The following is a 22829-nucleotide window of genomic DNA, read 5'->3' on the forward strand; positions in this document are numbered from 1 at the left end:
TCGGGCGCATGACCATGCCTCCGCTCAAAGCCGCGATCATCCCTGTCACCCCCTTGCAGCAGAATTGCACGCTGCTGTGGTGCACGGCCACCAACAAAGGCGCGTTCGTCGATCCGGGCGGCGACCTTCCCCGGTTGAAGGCGGCCGCCGAGCAGCAGGGCGTCACCATCGAAAAGCTGCTCGTCACGCACGGCCATATCGACCATTGCGGACAGGCGGGCATATTGGCGAAGGAACTGGGCGTTCCGATCGAAGGGCCGCACGAAGCCGACCGCTTCTGGATCGACCGCCTTGCCGAGGACGGCGGCCGCTTCGGCATAAATGGCGAGATATTCGAGCCGGACCGCTGGCTGGCGGACGGGGACCAGGTGACGGTCGGCGATCTCGTGCTCGACGTGCTGCATTGCCCCGGCCACACGCCCGGCCATGTCGTCTTCCACCATGCCCCCAGCAAGCTCGCCATTGTCGGCGACGTGCTGTTTCAAGGGTCCATCGGTCGCACTGACTTTCCCATGGGCAATCATCAGGACCTGATCGACGCGATCACGGGCAAGCTCTGGCCGCTGGGCGGGGACACGGCTTTCGTCCCCGGCCACGGCCCCATGAGCGATTTTGCCCATGAACGGCGGAGCAATCCTTTCGTCGCCGATACGGTGCTGGCCTAGAGCATTTTCAAGTCGGGTGGGATCACCCGACGACTCGGGAAATGCGGAAAACAAAGACAATATAGAGCATGATCCGATTCAATCTCATCGGATCATGCTCTAGACAGCCGCCGCCAGCGCGGACGGCGCGGGGATTTCCCGTGTGCCGTAATAGGCGGCATAGAGCGCCGCGCCGGCCAGCGCGACCATGATGATCCAGGTGAGCAACGCTCCGACGGCGCGCAGGGTGCCGCCGCTTTCCGCGTCCATGCCCAGCCCGTGCAGGATTCGCGCAGCGGCATAGGCGAGCGCCCCGATCCACAGCCATAGCGATGCGCCCAGCGCCATTTCAATGAGCGCGAACAGGATCAGGACGATCGGCGTATATTCGATGAAATTGGCGTGCGCGCGCATCCGGCGCGCCAGCAGGGCGTTGCCGCCGTCGCCATGCATCGTCTTGTCGGCCACCCGGATTCGCACGCAGCGGCTCGCCAGCCACAGGTTGATGAGCGCGCAGGCGGCGGCAAGCGTGAGCGTGATCGGCAAAAGCATGATGTCCTCTCCCCCAGGGACGTGATTGGATGCCGCAGCATAAGACGCGTGCGCGGGAAGGGACAAGGAAGGACTTGCGCCCCGGCCAAAAAGCGGTATAGGCGCAGGGCTTCGCGATCACCCGGGCCGCATGGGTCTGCGGCGCCTGTGGCGTCCGCTTCCATCGGATGTCGGCCAGTCGCACAACCAGATTTTTATTTACGGAATAAGGTGCCGACATGGCTGTCCCCAAGAGGAAAACGTCCCCGTCCCGTCGCGGTATGCGCCGCAGCCACGATTCGCTGCGCGTCGAAGCGTTCCAGGAATGCTCGAACTGCGGCGAACTGAAGCGTCCGCATAATCTGTGCGACGCCTGCGGCCACTATAATGGCCGTGAAGTCGTTGCCGTCGGAGCCTGACGACATCCTTTCCGCCGCAAAGGTGATCTGACGTGTCCAGCCAACCGCGAATCGCAATCGACGCGATGGGCGGGGATGAAGGCGTGCGCGTGATGATGGCGGGCGTGGCTTTGGCCCGCCGCCGTCATGACGGCCTGCGCTTCATCCTGTTCGGCGATGAGGCGCGGATCAAGGCGGCGCTCGACAGCCACCCCAATCTGCGCGCGGCATCCGAAGTCGTGCACAGCGATTCGGTGGTCGAAGGCAGCGACAAGCCCAGCGTCGCGATTCGCAAGAAGCGCAGCTCGATGAGCATGGCGATCGCCGCCGTGAAGGCGGGCGATGCCGGCGCCGCCGTGTCGGCGGGCAATACCGGCGCGCTGATGGCGATGGCGAAGCTCGCGCTGCGCACCATGCCCGGTGTCGACCGGCCCGCGCTGGCCGCCATGCTGCCGACGCTCGGCGACAATGACGTCGTCATGCTGGACCTTGGCGCGAACACGGAATGCGACGCGCGCAACCTCGTCCAGTTCGGGGTGATGGGCGCGGCCTATGCCCGCATCGCGCTCGACCTCGACCGGCCGCGCGTCCGCCTGCTGAACATCGGCACGGAGGAACTCAAGGGCACCGACGAAATCCGCGATGCCGCCGCGATCCTGCGCGCCGCCGAAATGCTGCCCCTGTCCTTCGAGGGCTTCACCGAGGGCGACAAGATCGGCCGCGGCGATGTCGATGTGATCGTGTGCGACGGCTTTTCCGGCAATGTCGCGCTCAAAACCGCGGAGGGCACCGCCCGCTTCGTCACCGACCTGCTGCGCAAGGCGTTCACCAGCTCGCTGCGGTCCAAGATCGGTTTCCTGATCTCCAAGCCCGCCATGCATCTGCTCAAGCATCACCTCGACCCCAATAATCACAATGGCGCGGTCTTTCTGGGCCTCAACGGCGTCGTCGTGAAAAGCCATGGCAGCGCCAATGACAAGGGCGTGGCCAACGCCGTCCATGTCGCCGCGCGCCTGCTGGAAGAGGACATTACCCGGCGCATCGCCGCCGACATGGCCGGGGTGGCAGCCCTGTCCGCCGCCGCATCCAAGCAGGAGTTTCCAGTCAAGTGATCCGCCGTTCGATTCTTCTGGGCACGGGTTCGGCTCTGCCGGCGCGCAAGGTGAGCAATGCGGAACTGGCGCAGACCGTCGACACCAGCGACGAATGGATCGTCGAACGAACCGGAATCCGCGCCCGCTATATAGCGGGGGAAGGTGAAACCACCGCCTCGCTGGCGACCGATGCGGCGCGCGCCGCGCTCGACGCCGCGAAGCTTTCGTCGCAGGACATCGACCTCATCATCCTGGCGACCGCCACCCCGGACCAGACTTTCCCGGCCAGCGCCACGCTGGTTCAGGCGGCGCTGGGCATCAACGATTGCGTCGCCTTCGACGTGGCGGCGGTCTGTTCGGGCTTCCTCTATGCCGTGACCGTGGCCGACAGCATGATCCGCTCGGGCGCGGCCCAGCGCGCGCTGGTGATCGGCTCCGAAACGTTCAGCCGCATCCTCGACTGGGAAGACCGCGGCACCTGCGTCCTGTTCGGCGACGGCGCGGGCGCGGTCGTGCTCGGCGCGGAGGAAAGCGAAGCGGGCACGCGGGGCATCCTCGCCTCGAAACTCCATGCCGATGGCCGCCATAACCAGTTGCTCTATGTCGACGGCGGCCCCTCGACCACGCAGACGGTCGGCAAGCTGCGCATGAAGGGGCAGGAAGTCTTCCGCCATGCGGTCGTCAACCTCGCATCGGTCCTGACCGAAGTGCTCGCGCTGGCCGATCTCACGCCCGCCGACATCGACTGGCTGATCCCGCATCAGGCCAATGCCCGCATCCTCGACGCGACCGCGCGCAAGCTGAAACTGCCGCCGGAAAAGGTCGTCATGACCGTCGACCAGCACGCCAACACCTCCGCTGCGTCGGTGCCGCTGGCGCTCGATCTGGCGATGCGCGACGGACGGATCAAGCCGGGCCACCTGCTCGTGCTCGAAGCCATGGGCGGGGGCTTCACCTGGGGCGCCAGCCTGTTACGCGTCTAGCGGCTTTCGCCCTGATAAAGTGCAGTTTTGAAACACTTTCCTATCCTTATGCCGCCTTGCAAAAAATGCACTTTTCCGGCACATTCGCCGATGGGGTATTAATCGGGGAAGTCATATGGCAGGCAGTGGAACCTTGACGCGAGCCGATCTTGCAGAAAGCGTCAATCGTCACATTGGCCTTTCGCGCGCCGAAGCGGCGGCGCTGGTGGAATCCATCCTCGATCATATGGCCGACGCGCTGGAGCGGGGGGAGAATGTGAAAATCTCCAGCTTCGGCACTTTTGTTCTGCGCGACAAGAATCAGCGCATGGGCCGCAACCCGAAAACCGGCGTGGAAGTGCCGATCGAACCGCGCCGGGTGCTGACCTTCCGCGCCAGTCAGGCCATGCGGGACCACGTGGCGGGCGCCTGAAACGCCGTTCCCGTCTTTTTTGGCGCATATCGTGGCTTTGTCCCGGTTGCCTTGACTCGCCTATGGGTGCAACATTGTCGTCATGGAAAAGGCAGAGGGCGCGTTTTTGACCATCAGTGAGCTGGCTGGCGAGCTTGGTCTTCCCCAACATATCCTGCGCTATTGGGAAACCCGCTTCCCGCAGCTTCGTCCGCTGCAACGAGCAGGCAACCGGCGTTATTACCGCCCGGCCGATGTCGATCTGGTGCGCCGGATCAACCAGTTGCTCAACGTCGAAGGCTTCACCGTGCGTGGTGCGCAAAAAGCGCTGGCCGATGGCGATGGCCAGCCTCCGCCAAAGCCGCAGCCGAACCAGCCCGGAACCGATCTGCTCAGGCGGCTGGAGTCGATCCGCATCACATTGGCGCGCGCGCTGGGCGAATAACGGCCTGCTGATTTACTTCCTCACGTTCCTGCGCAGGCAGGTGCAGTTTTCGTTTAATCGGGACAAACAATAGGCGATTACGCCGTTTACAAACCCGCGTGATGCAATGGTTGTTTTCGGCCAGAAGCGGACGCTCGTTCTTCCCTTCTCCCCTGGGGGAGAAGGATACGCAGCCTTGCCGAACGAAGAGAGGCTAGGCGTAGTTGGATGAGGGGGAGAGGTTACAGAGCGGCGATCCTATGGATCGCATACCCCTCACCCAGCTACGACTAAGCAGCAAGCTGCCAAGTCTTCGCAACCCTCTCCCCCAAGGGGCGAGGGATAAACTTATGGCCGAAATCCACCCATCACCGCCATTCGTCCTGACCCCCCGGTCACGCCCTAAAGCGAACGGGCATAGATTAGATCGCGGAACGGCACGTCCCCGACCATGAAGACGGTTTCGCCGATTTCCGCAAAGCCATGCCGCGCATAGAAACGACGAGCCTTCTCGTTGGCGGGGTAGACGGCCAGCAGCAGGCGCTGCGCCTTTTGCGCCCGCGCTTGCTCCATCACCCGTTCCATCAGCGCGTCGCCATTGCCCTTCCCCTGCCAGTCGCCCAACAGGTAGAAGCGTTTCAGCTCCACATCCTGTCCCTCGACCACCGGGACAGGCAGGTCCGGCGGCGTCAGCATCGCATAGCCGACCGGTGCGCCCAGGGGCGTCTCCCCGATCAGCACGGTCCGGTCAGGATCGGCCAGCGCCGCGCGATAATAGGCTTCCCCATGGGCGTTTCGGATATGGTCGATCAGCGGTCCGCCCGGATGGTCATGGGCAAAGCTGGCGAGGAACGTCGCGCCGCCCAGCACCGACAGGGCAGGGGCATCGCGCATCTCCGCGCGCCGCCACAGGATCGGCGTCACCGGACGCGGCTCAGTGCGTGCCCGGCCCCAGCGCGGGGTCCAGGTCGCGGGGGCGCGTGAAGCTGATCAGTGTTCCGATATTCTCCCGCGCGTCGGCCCAGCGGCCGATGGGCAGGTCGATGACGGCAATGCTGGCGGTGGGGAATTTCACCTCCAGATCCTCACGCAGGGGATTGTCGCCGGCTTCGGGCACCAGTTCCAGGATCAACTCCTCGAAGCCCGGATTATGACCCGACATCAGCGCATGATCGGCCTCGTCGGGCAGATCGCGCACCACGTCCAGCAGCGTCGCGGCGGACGCCAGATAGATGCGCCGGTCCCAATGCGCGTCCGGCCCTTCGCCATAGCCGGAAAGGAATGCATCCAGCGTCTGCACCACCCGGACGGCGGGGGAGGCGACCAGCCAGTCGAAACGCATCTTTTCCGCCTGCGCGAACCGGCCCATCAGCAGGGCTGCCTTTTCCCCCCGGCGGTTGAGCGGCCGGTCGAAGTCGCGCGCGACCGGATCGTCCCAGTCGGACTTGGCGTGGCGCAGCAGGGTCAGGCGCTTCATTCTCTCTCCGGGGCGGGCGGATCATGGATGATTCCCTGATCCCCTAGCGTCATGACTTCGCCAAGGCCATCGCTATATTGCGCGTTGGCGCTGACCGCGATGATCGCTTCGTCCAGCGTCAGACGGCGGATCGGCGTGCCGGGCGGAAAGGCGGACAGCAACCGGCTCGGCATCGCGGCGGACAGGATGACGAAGCTGCCCTTGTCCCTCGCCCGGCGAATCAGCCGCCCGAACGCCTGCGCCAGCCGCGCCCGGATCAGCCGGTCGTCATAGGCGCCACCGCCCTCCGCCAGCTTGCGCGCGGCGTGCAGCACGGTGGGCTTGGACCAGGGCACCCCCTCCATCACCACCAGCCGCAGCGAATGGCCCGGCACGTCCACCCCGTCCCGCAAGGCGTCGGTCCCCAGCAACGAAGCGCGCGGATCGTCGCGGAAGATATCGACCAGCGTGCCGGTATCCATGGGATCGACATGCTGCGCGTAGAGCGGCAGTCCCGCCCGCGCCAGCCGGTCGGCGATCCGCGCATGGACCGTCCGCAACCGCCGGATCGCGGTGAACAGCCCCAGCGTCCCGCCGCCCGCCGCCTCGATCAGCCGCGCATAGGCCCCTGACAGCGCGGCTATGTCGCCCCGTTTGATATCGGTGACGATCAGCACTTCGGACCGCGCCGCATAGTCGAAGGGGCTGGACGCCTCGAACCGTTCCGCCCCGCGCGGCAGGTGGGCCGCGCCGCAGCGCCGCTCCGCATTGTCCCAGTCGCCGCCGCCCTTGAGCGTCGCGGAGGTGACGACAACCCCCTGCGCGGGCTTCAGCACCGTCTGGACAAGCGGTCTCGTGGGATCGAGCCAGTGGCGATGGATGCCGATGTCGAACTCACGTCCCTCGATCCGGTCGACCGCCAGCCAGTCCACGAAATCCGCGTCCGCCGGCCCCCCGATCCGCGCCAGCAGCGCCAGCCAGGCAGAAACCAGATCGCATCGCCAGCCCAGCGAGGCGATGGCCCCCTCGACCCGCGCCCGCGCCGCGCCATCCAGCCAGTCGGGCGCATCCTCGATCACCGCTTCCAGCCGCTTGGCGAGCCGGGTGAGGGGCCGCAGCAGCGCGTCCAGCGCCAGCGTGGCGTCCTGCGCGGCCTCCACCAGCGGGCCGTCCGGCTCGGCCAGTTCCGTTTCCAGTCCATAGCCCGCATCGGCCTCACCGGCATAGGCGGCGCGCGTATAGACCGTCCCCCGCACCGCTGAGAGCAGCGTCTCGACCGGCCCGAAAGGCTCGCCCGCGACGATCCGTTTCAGCCAGTCGTCGGCCGGCAATGCCCGCGCCGCGTCCGCCGCCATGCGGATCGCCTCGCCGCCCGCCTCGTCATAGCTGGCTAGGTCCGACAGCCGCGCCGCCAGTCCCCGCCGCCGTCCGCGCGATCCGCTTTCCGGTCCCATGATCCAGCGGCGCAGTTCGATGGTCTCCTGCCCCGACAACGCGACCGAGAAAGTCGAATCCGCCGCATCGAACAGGTGGTGGCCTTCGTCGAAGACGATGCGTTGCGGCTGTTGCCCGGTTTCCCGCCCGCGCGCGGCGTTGATCATCACCAGCGCGTGATTGGCGATGACGATATCCGCCTCCGCCGAAGCCTTTACTGACCGCTCGATGAAGCATTTGCGATAGTGCGGACAGCCCGCATAGATGCACTCGCCTCGCCGGTCGGTCAGCGCCGTGGAGCCATTGCGCCGGAACAGCGTCGGCAGCCATCCGGGCAGGTCGCCGCCGATCATGTCGCCGTCCTTGGTGAAGGCCGCCCAGCGCGCCACCAGTTGCGCCAATATCGCCGCCCGCCCCGAAAAGCCGCCCTGCAAGGCATCTTCGAGGTTCAGCAGGCAGAGATAATTTTCCCGCCCCTTGCGCACCACCACCCGCTTCGCCGCGGTGGCGGGATCGGGGAAGAGGCGGGGGCTTTCGCGGTCCAGTTGCCGTTGCAGCGCCTTGGTATAGGTCGACACCCACACCGTCCCCTGCGCCTGGCTGGCCCAGAGCGAGGCGGGCGCGAGATAGCCCAGCGTCTTGCCGATGCCCGTCCCCGCTTCGGCCAGCAGCATGTTGGGCTGGTCGCGATGGGCGCGCGGCCGGAAGGCGCTCATCGCGGCGGCGGCATAGGCGCGCTGGCCGGGGCGCGGCTCGGCATTCGTGCCGGTAAGACCGTCCAGCCGCTCCAGCACCTGCCCTTCCTCCAGCGCGATTACGCGGGCGGGCGGGCGGGGCGGCGTTTCCTCCCATTCGGGCAGCTTGGAAAAGAGCCAGCGCTCCGCTTCCCCGGGCCGCGCGATCCGGGGCGCGACCAGCGCCGCCCAGGGCCAGCGCAGCCGATGCAGCGCCTGCGCCGCCGTCCATGCGCCTTCCCGTTCTTCCCACATGGGGGATTCGATCCGGTCGAGCAGCCGCGCCGCCGCCATCTGCAACAGAGCGGGGATATCCGCCTCGCTGGCGATCGGCGGCAGGTCCAGCGCCTCGGTCAGACCCTTGGGCGTGGGCACCAGAAAACGCGCCGGATGGACGAACGCCCACAACTCCAGCAGATCGAGGCCGTTCACATCGGGATAGCCCAGCCTCTGTCCCGTCAGCGGCGCGTTCAGGATCAGCGTCGGCGTCTCCGCCGTGCGGCTGATCGCCTGCCCCTTGGCGATGCCCTGGGTGCGGTCCCCATCGCGCAGCCAGATGCCGCCATGGCTGGCATGGAGCGCGGGCAGGGCGGACGGATCGATCACTCGTCCGGCTTAGGCGAGCCGGAACAAAAGGGAAACCCGAAAAGCGGCTTTTAACGCACGCGCCGTCCGAACCCGCCCTGCATCAACGGCGCATAGGAGGTGGCGGGGGGCCGATTACCGGCGGCGGGCTGATAGGCCGCGATGGGCGCACGCCGCGCGGCGCGGGCCATCTCCAGCTTTTCCAGCAGCGGCCCTTCGGTCAGTTCATAGGGGAAGCGGATGCCCATCCGGTCCTCTTCCGACCAGCGGACCGTGCCGAACACGACATGGCCGTCAAGGTCGATCTGACATTGGGTCTTGGCGGGCAGGGAGCAGCCCACGACCTGCGCGCCGCCTTCGCTCAGATCGACGATCGTCCCCTCCAGACTGTCGAGCACAGTAGTGATGACAATCGGGATGTCGACCGCGATGCGGATACGGGCGCGCTGAATCTGCATGGCTCCTCCTCAATCCTGCTATGGACTTATTGGGTAAATGAAATCTGAAAAGGGCCGGCATCTTGATATGGATTTAGCCGCGAAAGGGCGTTTTCTTTCGGTCCTTTCACCGCTAGTGGCTGGCAGCATGACCGTTTCCGATATTCTCCGCACCGCCGCGGCGGCGTCCAAGGCCTGGCCTTATGAGGAAGCCCGCAAGCTGTTGAAGCGCTATCAGCAGGGCGTGCCCGAAAAGGGGCATATCCTGTTCGAAACCGGCTATGGTCCGTCGGGCCTGCCGCATATCGGCACCTTCAACGAAGTGCTGCGGACGACCATGGTTCGCAACGCCTATCATGCGCTGTCGGACATCCCCACGCGCCTGATCGCGTTCAGCGACGACATGGACGGCCTGCGCAAGGTGCCGGACAATGTGCCCAACCAGGCGATGCTGACGGAATATCTGGGCAAGCCGCTGACGCAGGTGCCCGACCCGTTCGAGAAGTTCGAGAGCTTCGCGCATCACAACAATGCGATGCTGCGGGCGTTCCTCGACCGCTTCGGCTTCGATTATGAGTTCGTCTCCGCGACCGAACGCTATCAGTCAGGCGCGTTCGACGAGACGTTGAAGCTGGTGCTGCGCCGCTATCAGGCGATCATGGACATCATGCTGCCGACGCTTCGCAAGGAACGGCAGGCGACCTATTCGCCCGTCCTCCCGATCAGCCCGAAAAGCGGCATCGTCCTTCAGGTGCCGGTCGAGGTGATGGACGCCGACGCGGGCCTCATCCGGTTCGAGGATGAAGGCGAAATCGTCGAACAGTCGATCCTGTCGGGCGGCGCAAAGCTGCAATGGAAGGTCGACTGGGCGATGCGCTGGGTCGCGCTGGGCGTCGATTATGAGATGGCGGGCAAGGATCTGATCGATTCGGTCACGCAGTCGTCCAGAATATGCCGCGCGCTGGGCGGCCGCCCGCCCGAAGGCTTCAACTATGAGATGTTCCTGGACGAAAAGGGCGAGAAGATCTCCAAGTCCAAGGGCAACGGCCTCAGCCTCGAACAATGGCTGACCTATGGGCCGGAGGAAAGCCTGGCCTTCTACGCCTATCGCGAACCGAAGAAGGCGAAGCAGCTTCACATGGGCGTCATCCCCCGCGCGGTGGATGAATATTGGCAGTTCCGGGGCAATTACCCCAATCAGCCGGTCGAGCAGCAACTGGGCAATCCGGTCCACCACATCCATGACGGCAAGCTTCCGCAAGGATCGCTGCCGGTGACGTTCGGCCTGCTGCTGAACCTTGTCGGCGTGATGGGCGACGCGACGCGCGAACAGGTCTGGGCCTATCTTAGAAACTATGTCGCGGACGCCAGCCCGGAAGCCTATCCCGATCTCGACCGGCTGATCGGCCATGCGCTCGCCTATCATCGCGATTTCGTCGCCCCGACGCTCAGGAAGCGCGCGCCGCAAGCCAATGAAGCGGCAGCGCTGCGCAAGCTGGACGAGGATTTGGCCGCGCTTCCCGCCGACGCTTCGGCGGAGGATATCCAGAATATCGTCTATGCCATCGGCAAGGATGAAGCATTCGGATTCGCGGAACTGCGCGACTGGTTCAAGGCGCTCTATCAGACACTGCTGGGCGCCGATCAGGGTCCGCGCATGGGCAGCTTCATCGCACTCTATGGCATCGGCAACAGCCGCAAGCTGATTGCAGAGGCGCTGGCGGCCTGAGCCTTCACGGGGGAACTTTCCGGCCCCTCATACGTTTCGCGCTTGGTCCACCCCCTTTCGGACTGGTGGCGTTTGCGCGCCATCGGCCGCGCGCGCCTGGAAACGGGCGGCGCGGCCAAGGCGTGCGGTAATTTGCTGTCGGGCAAATCATAAAACGGCTCCGGGCAAGGGAAACCCGGAGCCGTTCTCGCCTTGCGGCTTACCAGAAGAAGTCGCGATGAACCTGGACCACGCGGCCGGTGCGGATGTTCACCAGCAGCACGTCATTATAATGCCGCACCCAGCGCAGATTATTGCCCGGACGCGGCAGGCGGTAACGATAGGGATCGTTGATATAATAGCGTGAGTTGTAATAGGCCGGACGCAGTTGCGCGCCGACGTTCCAGCGCGAATAGCGGAAGGGCGCGCGCCAGTTGCCGCCGCGATAGACGTCGCGGTGCGTGCGGCGATAGTCGCGCCAATCCTCACGATATTCCTGGCGGGCGTCCCGCACATCGTGGCGCGCATCGCGCACATCGCGACGGTCGCCCTGGCGTTGGGCGTGGCGCAGGTCGCGCCGTTCCTCGCGGATTTCGCGACGGTCGTGGCGCAGCTCCGCGGCCGACTGGGCCGTGGCGATCCCCGGCACGGCAGTCGCTGCGATCAGGCCCAGAATGACGAATTTACGCATACTCTGTCTCCCATCAACGGACGCGGAACGCGGGTGCGCCAACCGGTGGGCGGCGGCCTGTTCCTTCGTCGAGGACAGGGATATGCGCCCGACCACCTGAACCGACCGGAAATGAAGCCGTCAGAAACCAGTCATTTATGTCGCGATGTGTAACAGCGTCGGCAGACGGCAAGACTGTCAGGGCGCCCACTTCCGCTCGCGGAACCATTTGGTGACGACATATTTGACGCCGCGCGAGACAGGCCGCGCCGCGTGCAGGCTGTATTCATTGGGCGCGCCCTGCCGATCCAGATTGTTCCAGATCAGGATCATCCCCTCAACCGGCGGCACCATGAATTCGCAATTGGGGAAGTGCGTTTCCCCTCCTTCCTCGACGGCGGAAAGATAGATCATCGCTGTCCAGCACCGCTGCCCGCCGCTTTTCAGCATCCTGGGCCAATAGCTGGCGGCGGCCGGGAAATAATCGCAATGGACCTTATATTCCTGTCCCTGCGTATAGCGCTGCCCCTGTAGCGTTTCCCCGGTTTCGGGCGCGATGCCGGTCAGCGCGCAGATCCGCTGCGTGATCGTTTCGACGATCGGACTCCAGGGACTGAGATTGCAGCTATGACTGGTGCGATATTCGGCATTGGCGCTGCCGGAAAAAAGCGTGGACGGTTGGGCGCCCGCATCGATCAGTTCGCGCAGGCTCGCACATTCCTCCGCGCTCAGGAAATCCTGCCGGCCGTAGATTTCCAGATGCGGCGTTTCGATCCGGTGCACCATGGGATTGCGGTCCAGCCGTGTGCGGACGGCCTCGCCAATGCGCGCCCGGGCGGCGGACGCGACGCCGCCATCATCGATAATCTCGCTCATCGCGCTCTCCTGCCACCGGGCGGGCGGGCGGTGCAAATGAAAATGGCCCGAAGCGCAAGGCTTCGGGCCAGGGCGTTCCTGAAGGCCAGTTCAGGAGCTTGTCACCAGAAGAAATCGTGGATCACGTCCACCACATAGCCATCACGTATGTCGACCAGCAGCGCATCGTCATAATAGCGGACCCACCGCAGCGTGCCGTAAGCGGGCGGCAGGCGGTAGGACCAGGGGTCGTTCAGCCAGTAACTATTGGTATAGAGCGGCGCGCGCAGGAAAATCCCTACGGAAAAGCGGCGGTAGCCATAATCCCATCCGCGCGGCGCATGATAGCGGCCGGCCCGATAACGGTCGCCATAGCGCGTGCGATAGTCGCGCCAGTCATAGCGCCGGTCGTTGCGCCAGCCATTGTCCCAGCGCCGCTGGTTGTTCCAGCGCGTCCGATCATCGAAGCGGTTCTGGGCCGAACCGCGATTCCAGTTGCGGTTGTCCCTGTCGTTCCAGCGATTGTTGTCCCAGCGGCGGTTGTCGTCGACGCGGCGATCGTTATTCTGGCGGCCGCGCCATTCCTGCCGTGTGTCCGGGCGATTGCCGCGATTGGCGTCGCGCCAGTCCCGGCGATCCCGATTGCCTTGCACCGCGCCGTTTTGCCGGCCGGGGCGCGCGTCCTGTCCGGCTTGGCCGCGATTGCGGTCATTCCCGTTCCAGCGCGAATCGGCGCGTGGCTGCGGCGCGGGCCGCACATTGGGCGCAGGGCGATCCTGCCGCGCAGGCGGCTGCGCGCCTGGTGCCGGCCTTTCGGCGCGCGGCGTCGCGGGCCGGTCGGCGCGCTCGCGTCCCGCGCCGCGTTGGGCATCGCCGCCGGGCCGGGCCTGACCTTGCGCCTGACCGGACGGCTGCTCCACGCGGCCGCGCATCCGTTCGCCCCAGCTCTGGGCGTAGGCGGGTGCGATCCCGCCCAGCGCCGTTGCGGCCATCAGGCCCGCCAGCATGACTTTCCTGAACATCGTCCTTGCTTTCCTCAACGGGGCATGGCGCCCCTCATGCCACCCTTATGCGGGCAGGGCGATGTCGCGGCGCTGAACCGCGCCGTCAGCGATTTGAAAGAATCGGCGGCGGTATGTTTGGCAAGCCGACGGTGATGCAATGACCGCTTTCGGCCTTTCAGCCATTAGCCATCTGGCGCACCCCGCTAACGAGGCATCGCCCAGGGAAGCGGCATCAGGGTTTCCGCAGTGCAGGCACGGTGCGCGCTGCTTCTTCGGGCGTGATGCCGGGGGGCGGCGCGGCGGCGACCTGTTCCTCGCCGCGCATGATCCGTCCCGCGCGCTTTATCGCGCCGCGCAGCCGGGGATAGATGCCGCAGCGGCAGATGTTGGTGATCGCCGCGTCGATTTCCTCGTCGCCCGGATCGTTGTTCCGCCGCAGCAGCACGGACGCGGCCATGACCATGCCGGGGATGCAATAGCCGCATTGCGATACATTTTCCGCCGCGAAAGCCTGCTGCACCGGATGGCCCCGGTCGGGAGACAGCGCTTCGATGGTGGTGACGAACCGGCCTTCCGTCTGGGCGAGGCTGACCTGGCAGGCGCGCACGGCTTCCCCGTCTATGTCCACGGTGCACGCGCCGCAATCGCCGGTGCCGCATCCATATTTGGTGCCGGTCAGGTTCGACGCATCGCGCAAGGCCCACAGCAGCGGCGTGTCGGGGTCCATGCGATACTGGACCGGCCGGTCGTTCACCGTGAAGCGCGTCATTTCGTCTCCGCCGCCTCCTCATCCTCGGCCTTGTGATAGAGCACTTCGTTGCGGATATGGATGGTGCGCGATGCCAGCCGGATTTCCTGGATGAAGATGGCGAAGGCGACCGCCAGCACGATCATCGCCAGGCTGAACAGGATCGCGATGATCCTGCCCAGATGTGCGTCGAACAGCTCCGCCGCGAACAGGAGGATGACGACCAGGCAGATGGCGCAGGCGCTGGCCACCGACAGGAAGATCGCGCCGTTCACCACGCTCATGCGCCGGTCGAGCACGCGGATTTCGCTCACCATGCGGTCATGTTCCTTGCCGCGCGTGGACAGCACCAGCTTTTCCACCGTCCGCGCCCGGTCGATGATGCGGGCCAGCCGCCCGACGCACACGTTCAGGAACGCGCCGATGCCCGCCAGCAGGAAGACCGGCGCCAGCGCGAGCTGGATCGTCTGCGCGACCTGCGAAACCTGGGGCAGGGGGATCATATCGCCGCGCTGTCCTGATCGTGCGCGACGGCCTCCATATGTTCGCCCGGCGTCATATTGGGCAGGCCCCAGCCGATCTGCGCCCATGCGCGTTCGTGGAAATAATAGAGCAGGATCTTGGTGATGACCTCGGTCGAGGCGATGGCGCCCGCCGCCTTCATATTTTGCGTGAACAGGAGGCCCAGGAAGAAGGTGTCGATGCTGCCCAAGGTGCGCCAGCTTATCGCCTTCACCAGTGATCGGGGATTGGACTCCTTGCCGCGAAACAACAGCATATCCGGTCACATCCCCTTCGAAACCCGCGCCGGCTCCCGGACGCTCCGCCCGCATATCCACCATCCTCGCCGCGCGGGCAAGGGCAGGCCGTCATATCGACGCCAGCCCCGTCCCAACGGATCAGGCCGCGCCCTTGGCGGGCGTGTTGACGCCCATGGACTTGAGATATTGCTTGATGTTGCGCGCGGCCTGCCGCAGCCGCTGCTCATTCTCCACCATGGCGATGCGGACATAGCCTTCGCCGTCCTCGCCATAGCCGACGCCCGGCGCGACCGCGACCTTGGCATGGGTGAGGAGCTGCTTGGAAAATTCCAGGCTCCCCATATCTTTCAGGGCAGGGGGCAGGGGTGCCCATGCGAACATCGACGCCCTGGGCGCGGGAATGTCCCACCCGGCCCGGCCGAAGCTTTCCACCAGCACGTCGCGGCGCTTGTGATACAGTTCGCGGTTCTTCTGCACGATATCCTGCGGCCCGTTCAAGGCCGCGCAGGCCGCCGCCTGGATCGGCGTGAACGCGCCATAGTCGAGATAGCTCTTCACCCGCTTGAGCGCGGCGATCAGTTGCCGGTTGCCCACCGCGAAGCCGATGCGCCACCCGGCCATCGAATAAGTCTTGCTGAGCGACGTGAACTCGACCGCCACATCCTTCGCGCCGGGCACTTGCAGGATGGAGGGCGTTGGATTGCCGTCATAATAAAGCTCGGAATAGGCGAGGTCGCTCAGCACCCAGACCTTGTTCTCCTTCGCCCAGGCGACCAGCCGCTCGTAGAAGGCGAGGTCCACCGTCTCCGCCGTCGGATTGCTGGGATAGCCCACGACCAGGATCGACGGGCGCGGCACGGTGAAGGCCATCGCCCGATCCAGCGCCTGCCAATATTGCTCGTCCGGCGTCGTCGGCACGGAGCGGATCGTCGCTCCCGCGATGATGAAGCCGAACATATGGATCGGATAGCTCGGATTGGGCGCCAGCACGACATCGCCCGGCGCGGTGATCGCGGTGGCGAGGCTGGCGAGGCCCTCCTTCGAACCCATGGTCACGACGACTTCGGTTTCCGGGTCCAGCTCCACGCCGAAACGGCGGCCGTAATAGTTCGCCTGCGCCTTGCGAAGGCCGGGAATCCCCATGGATTGCGAATAGCCGTGCGCGCCCGGCTTCTGCGCCACTTCGCACAGCTTGGCGATGACATGGTCGGGCGGCGGCAGGTCGGGATTGCCCATGCCAAGGTCGATGATGTCCTCCCCTGCCGCACGCGCGGCGGCCCGCATCGCGTTGACTTCGGCGATGACATAGGGAGGCAGGCGCTTCATGCGGTAGAATTCTTCGGACATTAGGGACTTTCCTGAAAGCTCTCCGTGGAGGATAGTGGCCCTCGCGCTGCTTCGCGGAGCCGGCCCGGCTATATACCGGACCACGGCATCGCGCCAGAAAAAGCGCAGGGCCTGGGAGAGGACAATGGCGATGGACAGACTCGAAAATATCGAACCGCACATGCCGACCCTTGTGGAAATGCAGCAATGGACGCAGGTGATCGGCCGCGCCCAGCAATTGATGCTGGAACAGGCGGCGGGCGCGACCGGCGGCCATTTGCCCTTCGATCCTGCCACGGTTTCGCGCATCCAGAGCAGCTTCGCCAACGAAGGCCTGGCCCTGTGGCAACGCTTTCTCGATGCGGGCGGGATGCTGTGCGATGCGCCCGCTCCCGCGCCGGAGGACAGCCCGGCCGCCCGCAAGGACCGCCGCTTCGCCGATCCGGCCTGGACCAGCCATCCCTTCTACGACCTCATCCGCCAGAGCTATCTTCTGACGTCCGACTATCTGCTGCGCATGGCCGATGCGGTGGACGGCCTCGATCCCAAGCAGAAGGCCAAGCTGCGCTTCGCCACCGGCGGCTTCGTCGATGCGATGGCGCCCAGCAATTTCGCGCTGACCAATCCGACCGTGGTGGAAAAGACGCTGCGAAGCGGCGGCGAGAATCTGGTGAAGGGCCTCCAGCACATGCTGGCCGATCTGGAAAAGGGCCAGCTTTCCCACACCGACGGCACCGCCTTCGAAGTCGGCCGCAACATCGCCGCCACCCCCGGCAAGGTCATCAAGGAAACACCGCTCTACCAGCTCATCCACTATGAGCCGACGACGGACAAGGTGCTGGAAACCCCGCTCCTCATCTTCCCGCCCTGGATCAACCGTTTCTACATCCTCGACCTGTCGCCGGAAAAAAGCTTCGTCCAATGGGCGGTGGACCAGGGATTGAGCGTCTTCCTCGTCTCGTGGAAGTCCGCCGACGCGTCGATGAAGGACCTCGGCTGGGACGATTATATCCTGCGCGGACAGGTCGACGCGATCGATACGGTGCGCGATCTCCTGGGCGTCAGGAACGTGCATACCATCGGCTATTGCGTCGCCGGAACGACGCTCGCCGCCACGCTGGCGCTGCTGGCGGCGCGCGGGCAAGCGGAGAAGGTCGCCAGCGCCACCTTCTTCACCGCGCAGGTCGATTTCAGCAAGGCGGGCGATCTCTGCCTCTTCGTCGACGATGAGCAGCTAAAGCTCGTGGAACAGCTTTCGACCGGCGGCTATCTCGACGGGCGCTACATGGCGGCGACCTTCAACTTGCTGCGCGGGCGCGACCTCATCTGGAACTATGTGGTCAACAATTATCTGCTGGGGCAGGATTACCCGCCCTTCGACCTGCTCTACTGGAATGGCGACACCACCAATCTGCCCGCCCGCTGGCACAGGGACTATCTGACCCAGCTCTACCGCGACAATCTTCTGGTCCAGCCCGGCGCGCTCAGCATCGACGGCACGCCGATCGACCTGCGCAAGATCGAAACGCCCGCTTATGTGCAGGCCGGACGGGAGGATCATATCGCCCCTCTCGAAAGCGTGTGGAAGATGATGGAGCATCTTTCCGGGCCGACGCGCTTCCTGCTCGCGGGATCGGGCCACATTGCGGGGGTCATCAACCCGCCCGCCGCGGGGAAATATCAATATTGGTCCTGCGCGGAGCCGCAGCCGACCCTGGATGACTTCATCGCCGCCGCTACGGAAACCAAGGGGAGCTGGTGGCCCGACTGGATCGAATGGATTCGCGGCCATGGCGAAAAAAATGTCGCCGTCCGAGGCGGGCGCAAACCCGGCCGCGGCAAGCTCAAGGCTGTGGAAGATGCGCCCGGTTCTTATGTAAGGACGCGATAAGAAAGGATTATTTCCTTTCCTTCCTGCCGCTGGGCGCATGATGCGTGACGATTTTGCTGCACTGCACAAAACTCTTGCAATTCTTTCCGCAAATGCATATTGTGCAGTGCAGCAAACGGAGGAAGGCTATGGCCGTGACCCCAAGGACCCGGCGCGCCGCACCGCGCGCCAAAAGCGGCGGCAAGACGATGTCCGCCGTGGACGTGCTGAAAGCGGCCGAATCCGCGATCGGCGAAAAGCCCGGCAGCGACGCGCCCAAGAAGGCCGTTCCTGCCGCTGCAAAGCCCGCTGCCCCGCGTAAGCCGGTCGGCAGGCCTGCCAAATCGGCGTCGGACGCCGATCCGGTCGTCGTGGCCGCCGCCGTCATGGCGGTGGACGCCGCGCCCGAACCCGACAGTGAGGGGGCTGAAACCTTTGGCAAGCCGAAGCGTGCGGATTCGCCTGCCAGCACCAAAACGCCCCAGCCGCGGCCAGTGACAGAAGGAACGACGACGATGAACGAGATTATCGAAAACGGAAAGAAGTTCGCCGAGGATGCCAAGGCGAAGATCGAAACGGCTTATGCCGACTTCAACGAAAAGGCGAAGGCCGGCGTTGAAAAGTCGACCAAGGCATTGGAAGAAATCAGCGACCTGACGCGCGGCAATGTCGAAGCGCTGGTCGAATCCGGCAAGATCGCCGCGAAGGGCGTTGAAACCCTGGGCCAGGAAGCCGTCGACTACAGCCGCAAGAGCTTTGAAAAGGCGACCGCCTCTTTCAAGAGCTTCTCGACCGTGAAGACCCCGACCGAGTTCTTCCAGTTCCAGAGCCAGCTCTTCGCGACCAGCTTCGACGACTTCGCCAAGGAAGCCGCCAAGAGCAGCGAAGCCCTGCTGAAGCTCGCGGGCGATGTCGCCCAGCCGCTCGCCGCGCGCGTGTCGGTCGTCACCGACAAGGTGAAGACGCTGGCCAAATAAGGCGGCACGAACCGAATCAAGAAAGGGGCGCGCTTCCGTCAGGGAAGGGCGCCCCTTTTCCGTCGGCCCCTTTCTTGTCGGCCCTTCCTGTCGGATCGTCTTTGTTGCCCGCTTCGGCGATGCAAACGGATCGCCGTTGTTGCGATGGCCTGACTCGTCTCCTCTTGTCATCAGGCCCCAAATCGCCATATCTTCGTCCATCATGGACAGCATCATCACCTCTACGGCGGCGCGGCCGATCCTGATGGCGGGCAAAGATGGGGACGATCGCGGCGAGACGCCCGGCGGTTCGAACGTCGGCGTCGCCACGCGCACGCGCACGCGCACCAAAAAACCGTCGCTCTATAAGGTTCTGATGCTGAACGACGACTATACGCCGATGGAATTCGTCGTCCACGTCCTCCAGCAATTCTTCCGCATGGACATGGAGGAAGCGACTCGCGTGATGCTCCACGTTCACCAGCGCGGCGTCGGCGTGTGCGGCATTTTCAGCTATGAAGTGGCCGAAACCAAGGTCAATCAGGTGATGGACTTCGCACGGCAGAATCAGCATCCCCTGCAATGCACGCTGGAAAAGGCCTGAGGTTCATTCCCCGGTCTGCCTTCGCCGCGTATCGGTCCCATCGGGCGAAGGATCGGCCGGAGGGGGAGACATGCCCTTGATGCGCGCTCCAGACTCCGCGCCTCCGCGTTCCCGCGCGAAAAAATCGGTCCGTCCGCCCATTGCCGATCCGGTCTAGGCCGCCGCCGTGAGCAGCCAGGCCGCCGATCCCCTATATGACCTTGCCATCATAGGCGGCGGCATAAACGGCTGCGGCATCGCCCGCGACGCCGCCGGACGCGGTGTGTCCGTCCTGCTGCTGGAAAAGGGCGACCTGGCCCAGGGGACGTCCTCCGCCTCGACCAAGCTCATCCATGGCGGATTGCGTTATCTGGAACATTATGAATTCGGACTGGTCCGCGAATCCCTGTCCGAACGCGAACGGCTCTGGAAGATCGCGCCGCACATCATCCATCCGCTGCGTTTCGTCCTGCCATGGGTGCCGGGGCTGCGCCCGCGCTGGCTGCTGCGTCTCGGCCTGTTTCTTTACGATCATATCGGGGGCCGGCGCGCGCTGCCGCCCACGCAATCGATCGACCTGCGCCGCCATCCCGCCGGCGCGCCGCTCAAGCCCGGCTTCGGGCGCGGCTATGTCTATTCGGACGGATGGGTGGATGACGCCCGGCTGGTGATCCTCAATGCCCGCGACGCGGCCGACCGGGGCGCGAGCATCCATACGCGCACCGAAGTCATGCGCCTTGAAAGGGCAGGGGAATATTGGACCATCCATGCCCGCCGTGCATCCGGGGAAACGGGCCGCTTCCGCGCGCGGATCGTCGTCAATGCGACAGGGCCGTCCGTGCTCGACCTGCTCGCCCGCGCGGACTTGCCCATCAATCGCGAGATCCGGCTCGTCCGCGGATCGCATATCGTCGTGTCCCGGCTGTTCGATCATGACTGCGCCTATTTCTTCCAGCTTCCCGATGGACGCATCTTTTTCGCCATTCCCTATGAGCGGGACTTCACCCTGATCGGCACTACGGACAGCGATCATCACGGCAGTCTCGACCATGTCGCCGCCAGCGCGCAGGAGGTGGCGTATCTTTGCGATGGCGCGAATCGCTATTTCGCCCGCGCGATCGCTCCGGCGGACGTGATCTGGACCTATGCCGGCGTGCGGCCGCTGGTGGATGACGGGTCCGGCAAGCCCGAAGCGGCCACGCGGGGCTATCGTCTCGACCTTCAAGATGGGGAGGGGGAGGCGCGGATGCTGAACGTCTTGGGGGGCAAGATCACCACTTATCGCCGCCTTGCCGTCGAGGCGGTAGACAGGTTGAAGCCGTTCCTGCCCAGCTTGTCGGGGAAGGATTGGACCGCCGGCGCGCCGTTGCCGGGCGGCGATTTCCCGATGACGGGCCTTGCCGATCTGCTTTCCGGACTGGCGCGCGACTATCCCTTTCTCGATCGCGGAGAGGTCGATCGCATCGGCCGCGCCTATGGCACCGCCGCCCGCCGCTGGCTGGGCGATGCCCGGCGGCTCGACGATCTGGGCATCCATTTCGGCCATGGCCTCACGCAAGCCGAAGCGCACTATCTGATGACGCGGGAATGGGCGCGGACCGCGCGGGATATTCTCTGGCGGCGCACAAAGCTGGGCCTGCGATTCGACGCGGACCAAAGCGCGCGCCTTTCGCGCTGGATGGAGGAGAGGCCATGACGCAGCGCCCTATTCTCGTGCTCGATGCCGGCACCACATCCACGCGGGCGATGCTATACGCGCCCGACGGCACGCGGATCGCCACGGCGCAGGCGGCCCTGACCCAATATTATCCGCATCCGGGCTGGGTCGAACATGATGCGGAGGAGATCTGGCGGCGCAGCCTCGCCTGCGCCCGCCGGATGGTGAAGCGCGCGGGCGGCGCAGACCGCATCGCCGCCATCGGCATCACCAACCAGCGTGAGACGGTGATCGCCTGGGACCGTCATAGCGCAAAGCCGCTGCACCGCGCGATCGTCTGGCAGGATCGGCGCACCGCCGACCAGTGCGACGCCTTGCGCGAGGCAGGGCACGAACCGATGCTTGCGCGCCGCACCGGCCTTGTCGTCGATCCCTATTTCTCCGCCACCAAGATGCGCTGGCTGCTCGACCATGCTCCGGCGGTGCGGGATGCGGGCGACAGGCTTTGCCTGGGCACGGTGGAAAGCTGGCTGGTGTGGAAGCTGACCGGCGGCCTGCACGTCACCGATGCCAGCAATGCCAGCCGCACGCAGTTGATGGCGCTGGACGAGGACGGGTGGAACGCCGATCTGTGCGCGCTGTTCGGCATCCCGCGCGCCGCCCTGCCGGAAATCGTCGACAATGCCGGGGCCTTTGGAGAAACGCGGCCCGACCTCCTTGGCGCGCCGGTGGGGATCTGCGGATTGGCCGGCGACCAGCAGGCCGCGACCATCGGGCAGGCATGTCTGCGCCCCGGCGACGCCAAGGCGACGCTGGGCACGGGCGCCTTCATCCTTGCGAACATGGGAGAAGCGATGCCGGCATCGAGCCATCGGCTGCTTGGCACGCTGCTCTATCGGATCGGGAGCCGCCGCGCCTATGCTCTGGAAGGGTCGATCTTTGTCGCGGGCAGCCTGATGCAATGGCTGCGTGACCGACTGGGCCTGATAGAGAACGTGCAGGACAGCGCCGCGCTGGCCCGATCCGTGCCCGATAATGGCGGGATATTCATGCTGCCCGCGCTGGTGGGACTGGGCGCGCCGCACTGGAAGCCGCAGGCGCGGGGCGCGATCGTCGGCCTTACGCAGGGAACCACGCGCGCGCATATCGTTCGCGCCGCGCTTGAGTCCTTGTCGCACCAGATCCATGACCTTGCCGACGCCTTCGCGGCGGACGGGGCGCCATGGCGCGTTCTGCGGGTCGACGGAGGCATGAGCGCGAACGACTGGATCGTGCAGGACATGGCCGACATGCTGAGCCTTCCGGTCGATCGGCCCCTTGATGTCGAAACCACAGCCTTGGGCGCCGCCATGCTGGCGGGCGTGGGCGCGGGACTGTTCGGCTCGCTGGAGGAAGCGTCCGTCATGGCGTCGCAAGCCATGCGGTTCACGCCCGCCATGGGCGTGACGAAACGGGCCGCCCGCTTGCGCGGATGGCGCGCGGTGCTGGCCGCCCATGCCTGACCCCTGCGCGACAGGATGGGCGCGGGCGCATATTTGCGGGACCGTCGTGAGCATATGTTAACCAGCAGCGGTTAGCAG

Annotated in this window: 24 protein-coding genes; 12 read left to right on the forward strand and 12 right to left on the reverse strand. The window is 65.2% G+C overall.

Translation table 11 applies throughout. The features are described from left to right. The first annotated feature begins 8 nt into the window (after positions 1-8). Entirely contained in the window at positions 9-665 is a 657-nt protein-coding gene (locus tag IQ35_RS11850; protein WP_031291029.1) for an MBL fold metallo-hydrolase, read from the forward strand. A 99-nt stretch (positions 666-764) separates the two neighbouring features. Here the strand turns inward: IQ35_RS11850 and IQ35_RS11855 are convergent, their stop codons facing one another. Beyond that, the gene (locus tag IQ35_RS11855) at positions 765-1196 is read right to left on the reverse strand and encodes an MAPEG family protein (protein WP_021244851.1); all 432 of its coding nucleotides are present in this window, start codon (positions 1194-1196) and stop codon (positions 765-767) included. Positions 1197-1414: 218 nt separating this feature from the next. Between IQ35_RS11855 and rpmF the strand changes: the two genes are divergently transcribed. The 5 genes from rpmF (at position 1415) to IQ35_RS11880 (ending at position 4486) form a co-directional block, all read left to right on the forward strand. Next, entirely contained in the window at positions 1415-1594 is a 180-nt protein-coding gene (gene rpmF / locus IQ35_RS11860; protein WP_031291030.1) for a 50S ribosomal protein L32, read from the forward strand. A 65-nt stretch (positions 1595-1659) separates the two neighbouring features. Then, positions 1660-2685 carry a phosphate acyltransferase PlsX gene (gene plsX / locus IQ35_RS11865; RefSeq protein WP_031291031.1) on the forward strand — a complete coding sequence of 342 codons (1026 nt, stop codon included), beginning with the start codon at positions 1660-1662 and terminating at the stop codon, positions 2683-2685. Continuing rightward, positions 2682-3650, forward strand: a complete 969-nt coding sequence (locus IQ35_RS11870) for a beta-ketoacyl-ACP synthase III (protein WP_021244854.1) — start codon at positions 2682-2684, stop codon at positions 3648-3650. Before plsX ends, IQ35_RS11870 begins: the two co-directional genes overlap by 4 nt. A 115-nt stretch (positions 3651-3765) precedes the next feature. Further along, entirely contained in the window at positions 3766-4062 is a 297-nt protein-coding gene (locus IQ35_RS11875; RefSeq protein WP_031291032.1) for an integration host factor subunit alpha, read from the forward strand. 82 nt (positions 4063-4144) lie between these two features. Next, positions 4145-4486, forward strand: a complete 342-nt coding sequence (locus IQ35_RS11880) for a MerR family transcriptional regulator (RefSeq protein WP_021244856.1) — start codon at positions 4145-4147, stop codon at positions 4484-4486. 381 nt (positions 4487-4867) lie between these two features. On the opposite strand, the gene IQ35_RS11885 is transcribed toward IQ35_RS11880, so the two are convergent. From IQ35_RS11885 to IQ35_RS11900, 4 genes are read right to left on the reverse strand one after another with little or no spacing between them, the layout of a single operon-like run. After that, positions 4868-5389, reverse strand: coding sequence for a GNAT family N-acetyltransferase (locus tag IQ35_RS11885; protein WP_242003339.1), 522 nt, complete (start codon positions 5387-5389; stop codon positions 4868-4870). 10 nt (positions 5390-5399) lie between these two features. Next, positions 5400-5942, reverse strand: a complete 543-nt coding sequence (locus IQ35_RS11890; protein WP_021244858.1) for a SixA phosphatase family protein — start codon at positions 5940-5942, stop codon at positions 5400-5402. After that, on the reverse strand, positions 5939-8695 hold the full coding sequence (locus IQ35_RS11895) for an ATP-dependent DNA helicase (protein WP_145073756.1): 2757 nt from the start codon (positions 8693-8695) through the stop codon (positions 5939-5941). The genes IQ35_RS11890 and IQ35_RS11895 overlap by 4 nt, the downstream gene beginning before the upstream one ends. 50 nt (positions 8696-8745) lie before the next feature. Further along, positions 8746-9132: a PilZ domain-containing protein gene (locus tag IQ35_RS11900; RefSeq protein ID WP_145073759.1), complete on the reverse strand. Its 387-nt coding sequence runs from the start codon at positions 9130-9132 to the stop codon at positions 8746-8748. Positions 9133-9259: 127 nt separating this feature from the next. On the opposite strand from IQ35_RS11900, the gene IQ35_RS11905 reads away from it, so the two are divergent. Continuing rightward, positions 9260-10840 carry a lysine--tRNA ligase gene (locus IQ35_RS11905; RefSeq protein ID WP_145073762.1) on the forward strand — a complete coding sequence of 527 codons (1581 nt, stop codon included), beginning with the start codon at positions 9260-9262 and terminating at the stop codon, positions 10838-10840. A 199-nt stretch (positions 10841-11039) separates the two neighbouring features. Here IQ35_RS11905 and IQ35_RS11910 read toward each other — a convergent pair whose 3' ends face one another. The 7 genes from IQ35_RS11910 to IQ35_RS11940 all read right to left on the reverse strand — a co-directional run bounded on the left by IQ35_RS11910 (position 11040) and on the right by IQ35_RS11940 (position 16204). Next, positions 11040-11510, reverse strand: coding sequence for an RcnB family protein (locus IQ35_RS11910; RefSeq protein WP_145073765.1), 471 nt, complete (start codon positions 11508-11510; stop codon positions 11040-11042). Positions 11511-11687: 177 nt separating this feature from the next. Beyond that, positions 11688-12365 (reverse strand): prolyl hydroxylase family protein, encoded by a 678-nt coding sequence (locus IQ35_RS11915; RefSeq protein WP_021244863.1) that lies wholly within the window; start codon positions 12363-12365, stop codon positions 11688-11690. A gap of 101 nt (positions 12366-12466) precedes the next feature. After that, complete coding sequence (locus tag IQ35_RS11920) at positions 12467-13366, reverse strand: RcnB family protein (protein ID WP_242003340.1); 900 nt, start codon at positions 13364-13366, stop codon at positions 12467-12469. A gap of 214 nt (positions 13367-13580) precedes the next feature. After that, a complete protein-coding gene (locus IQ35_RS11925) occupies positions 13581-14117 on the reverse strand; it encodes a (2Fe-2S)-binding protein (protein ID WP_021244865.1) in 537 nt (178 codons plus the stop codon). Beyond that, the gene (locus IQ35_RS11930) at positions 14114-14599 is read right to left on the reverse strand and encodes a DUF2721 domain-containing protein (protein ID WP_021244866.1); all 486 of its coding nucleotides are present in this window, start codon (positions 14597-14599) and stop codon (positions 14114-14116) included. Before IQ35_RS11930 ends, IQ35_RS11925 begins: the two co-directional genes overlap by 4 nt. Beyond that, the gene (locus IQ35_RS11935; protein ID WP_145073768.1) at positions 14596-14874 is read right to left on the reverse strand and encodes a DUF2061 domain-containing protein; all 279 of its coding nucleotides are present in this window, start codon (positions 14872-14874) and stop codon (positions 14596-14598) included. Before IQ35_RS11935 ends, IQ35_RS11930 begins: the two co-directional genes overlap by 4 nt. 121 nt (positions 14875-14995) lie before the next feature. Continuing rightward, the gene (locus IQ35_RS11940; RefSeq protein ID WP_021244868.1) at positions 14996-16204 is read right to left on the reverse strand and encodes an LL-diaminopimelate aminotransferase; all 1209 of its coding nucleotides are present in this window, start codon (positions 16202-16204) and stop codon (positions 14996-14998) included. A 124-nt stretch (positions 16205-16328) separates the two neighbouring features. On the opposite strand from IQ35_RS11940, the gene IQ35_RS11945 reads away from it, so the two are divergent. From IQ35_RS11945 to IQ35_RS11965, 5 genes are all read left to right on the forward strand, one after another. After that, entirely contained in the window at positions 16329-18074 is a 1746-nt protein-coding gene (locus IQ35_RS11945) for a PHA/PHB synthase family protein (protein WP_376699480.1), read from the forward strand. Positions 18075-18202: 128 nt separating this feature from the next. Beyond that, on the forward strand, positions 18203-19030 hold the full coding sequence (locus IQ35_RS11950) for a phasin family protein (RefSeq protein WP_145073774.1): 828 nt from the start codon (positions 18203-18205) through the stop codon (positions 19028-19030). A gap of 202 nt (positions 19031-19232) precedes the next feature. Then, positions 19233-19613, forward strand: coding sequence for an ATP-dependent Clp protease adapter ClpS (gene clpS, locus IQ35_RS11955; RefSeq protein ID WP_021244871.1), 381 nt, complete (start codon positions 19233-19235; stop codon positions 19611-19613). A gap of 166 nt (positions 19614-19779) precedes the next feature. Further along, positions 19780-21288 (forward strand): glycerol-3-phosphate dehydrogenase, encoded by a 1509-nt coding sequence (locus tag IQ35_RS11960; protein WP_145073777.1) that lies wholly within the window; start codon positions 19780-19782, stop codon positions 21286-21288. Then, complete coding sequence (locus IQ35_RS11965; RefSeq protein ID WP_021244873.1) at positions 21285-22751, forward strand: FGGY family carbohydrate kinase; 1467 nt, start codon at positions 21285-21287, stop codon at positions 22749-22751. The genes IQ35_RS11960 and IQ35_RS11965 overlap by 4 nt, the downstream gene beginning before the upstream one ends. Positions 22752-22829: the final 78 nt, after the last annotated feature.

The sequence above is a fragment of the Sphingobium wenxiniae genome, assembly GCF_007830065.1.
GTDB lineage: Bacteria > Pseudomonadota > Alphaproteobacteria > Sphingomonadales > Sphingomonadaceae > Sphingobium > Sphingobium wenxiniae.

Excerpts from the sequence above, each read along its gene's own strand:
- clpS (WP_021244871.1), top strand. The coding sequence starts at position 19,233 with ATGGACAGCATCATCACCTCTACGGCGGCGCGGCCGATCCTGATGGCG.
- IQ35_RS11950 (WP_145073774.1), top strand. The coding sequence starts at position 18,203 with ATGGCCGTGACCCCAAGGACCCGGCGCGCCGCACCGCGCGCCAAAAGC.
- plsX (WP_031291031.1), top strand. The coding sequence starts at position 1,660 with ATGGGCGGGGATGAAGGCGTGCGCGTGATGATGGCGGGCGTGGCTTTG.
- IQ35_RS11905 (WP_145073762.1), top strand. The coding sequence starts at position 9,260 with ATGACCGTTTCCGATATTCTCCGCACCGCCGCGGCGGCGTCCAAGGCC.
- IQ35_RS11880 (WP_021244856.1), top strand. The coding sequence starts at position 4,145 with ATGGAAAAGGCAGAGGGCGCGTTTTTGACCATCAGTGAGCTGGCTGGC.
- IQ35_RS11930 (WP_021244866.1), bottom strand. The coding sequence starts at position 14,599 with ATGATCCCCCTGCCCCAGGTTTCGCAGGTCGCGCAGACGATCCAGCTC.
- IQ35_RS11855 (WP_021244851.1), bottom strand. The coding sequence starts at position 1,196 with ATGCTTTTGCCGATCACGCTCACGCTTGCCGCCGCCTGCGCGCTCATC.
- IQ35_RS11915 (WP_021244863.1), bottom strand. The coding sequence starts at position 12,365 with ATGAGCGAGATTATCGATGATGGCGGCGTCGCGTCCGCCGCCCGGGCG.
- IQ35_RS11925 (WP_021244865.1), bottom strand. The coding sequence starts at position 14,117 with ATGACGCGCTTCACGGTGAACGACCGGCCGGTCCAGTATCGCATGGAC.
- IQ35_RS11900 (WP_145073759.1), bottom strand. The coding sequence starts at position 9,132 with ATGCAGATTCAGCGCGCCCGTATCCGCATCGCGGTCGACATCCCGATT.
- IQ35_RS11940 (WP_021244868.1), bottom strand. The coding sequence starts at position 16,204 with ATGTCCGAAGAATTCTACCGCATGAAGCGCCTGCCTCCCTATGTCATC.
- IQ35_RS11910 (WP_145073765.1), bottom strand. The coding sequence starts at position 11,510 with ATGCGTAAATTCGTCATTCTGGGCCTGATCGCAGCGACTGCCGTGCCG.
- IQ35_RS11945 (WP_376699480.1), top strand. The coding sequence starts at position 16,329 with ATGGCGATGGACAGACTCGAAAATATCGAACCGCACATGCCGACCCTT.
- IQ35_RS11890 (WP_021244858.1), bottom strand. The coding sequence starts at position 5,942 with ATGAAGCGCCTGACCCTGCTGCGCCACGCCAAGTCCGACTGGGACGAT.
- rpmF (WP_031291030.1), top strand. The coding sequence starts at position 1,415 with ATGGCTGTCCCCAAGAGGAAAACGTCCCCGTCCCGTCGCGGTATGCGC.
- IQ35_RS11935 (WP_145073768.1), bottom strand. The coding sequence starts at position 14,874 with ATGCTGTTGTTTCGCGGCAAGGAGTCCAATCCCCGATCACTGGTGAAG.
- IQ35_RS11875 (WP_031291032.1), top strand. The coding sequence starts at position 3,766 with ATGGCAGGCAGTGGAACCTTGACGCGAGCCGATCTTGCAGAAAGCGTC.
- IQ35_RS11965 (WP_021244873.1), top strand. The coding sequence starts at position 21,285 with ATGACGCAGCGCCCTATTCTCGTGCTCGATGCCGGCACCACATCCACG.
- IQ35_RS11850 (WP_031291029.1), top strand. The coding sequence starts at position 9 with ATGACCATGCCTCCGCTCAAAGCCGCGATCATCCCTGTCACCCCCTTG.
- IQ35_RS11920 (WP_242003340.1), bottom strand. The coding sequence starts at position 13,366 with ATGTTCAGGAAAGTCATGCTGGCGGGCCTGATGGCCGCAACGGCGCTG.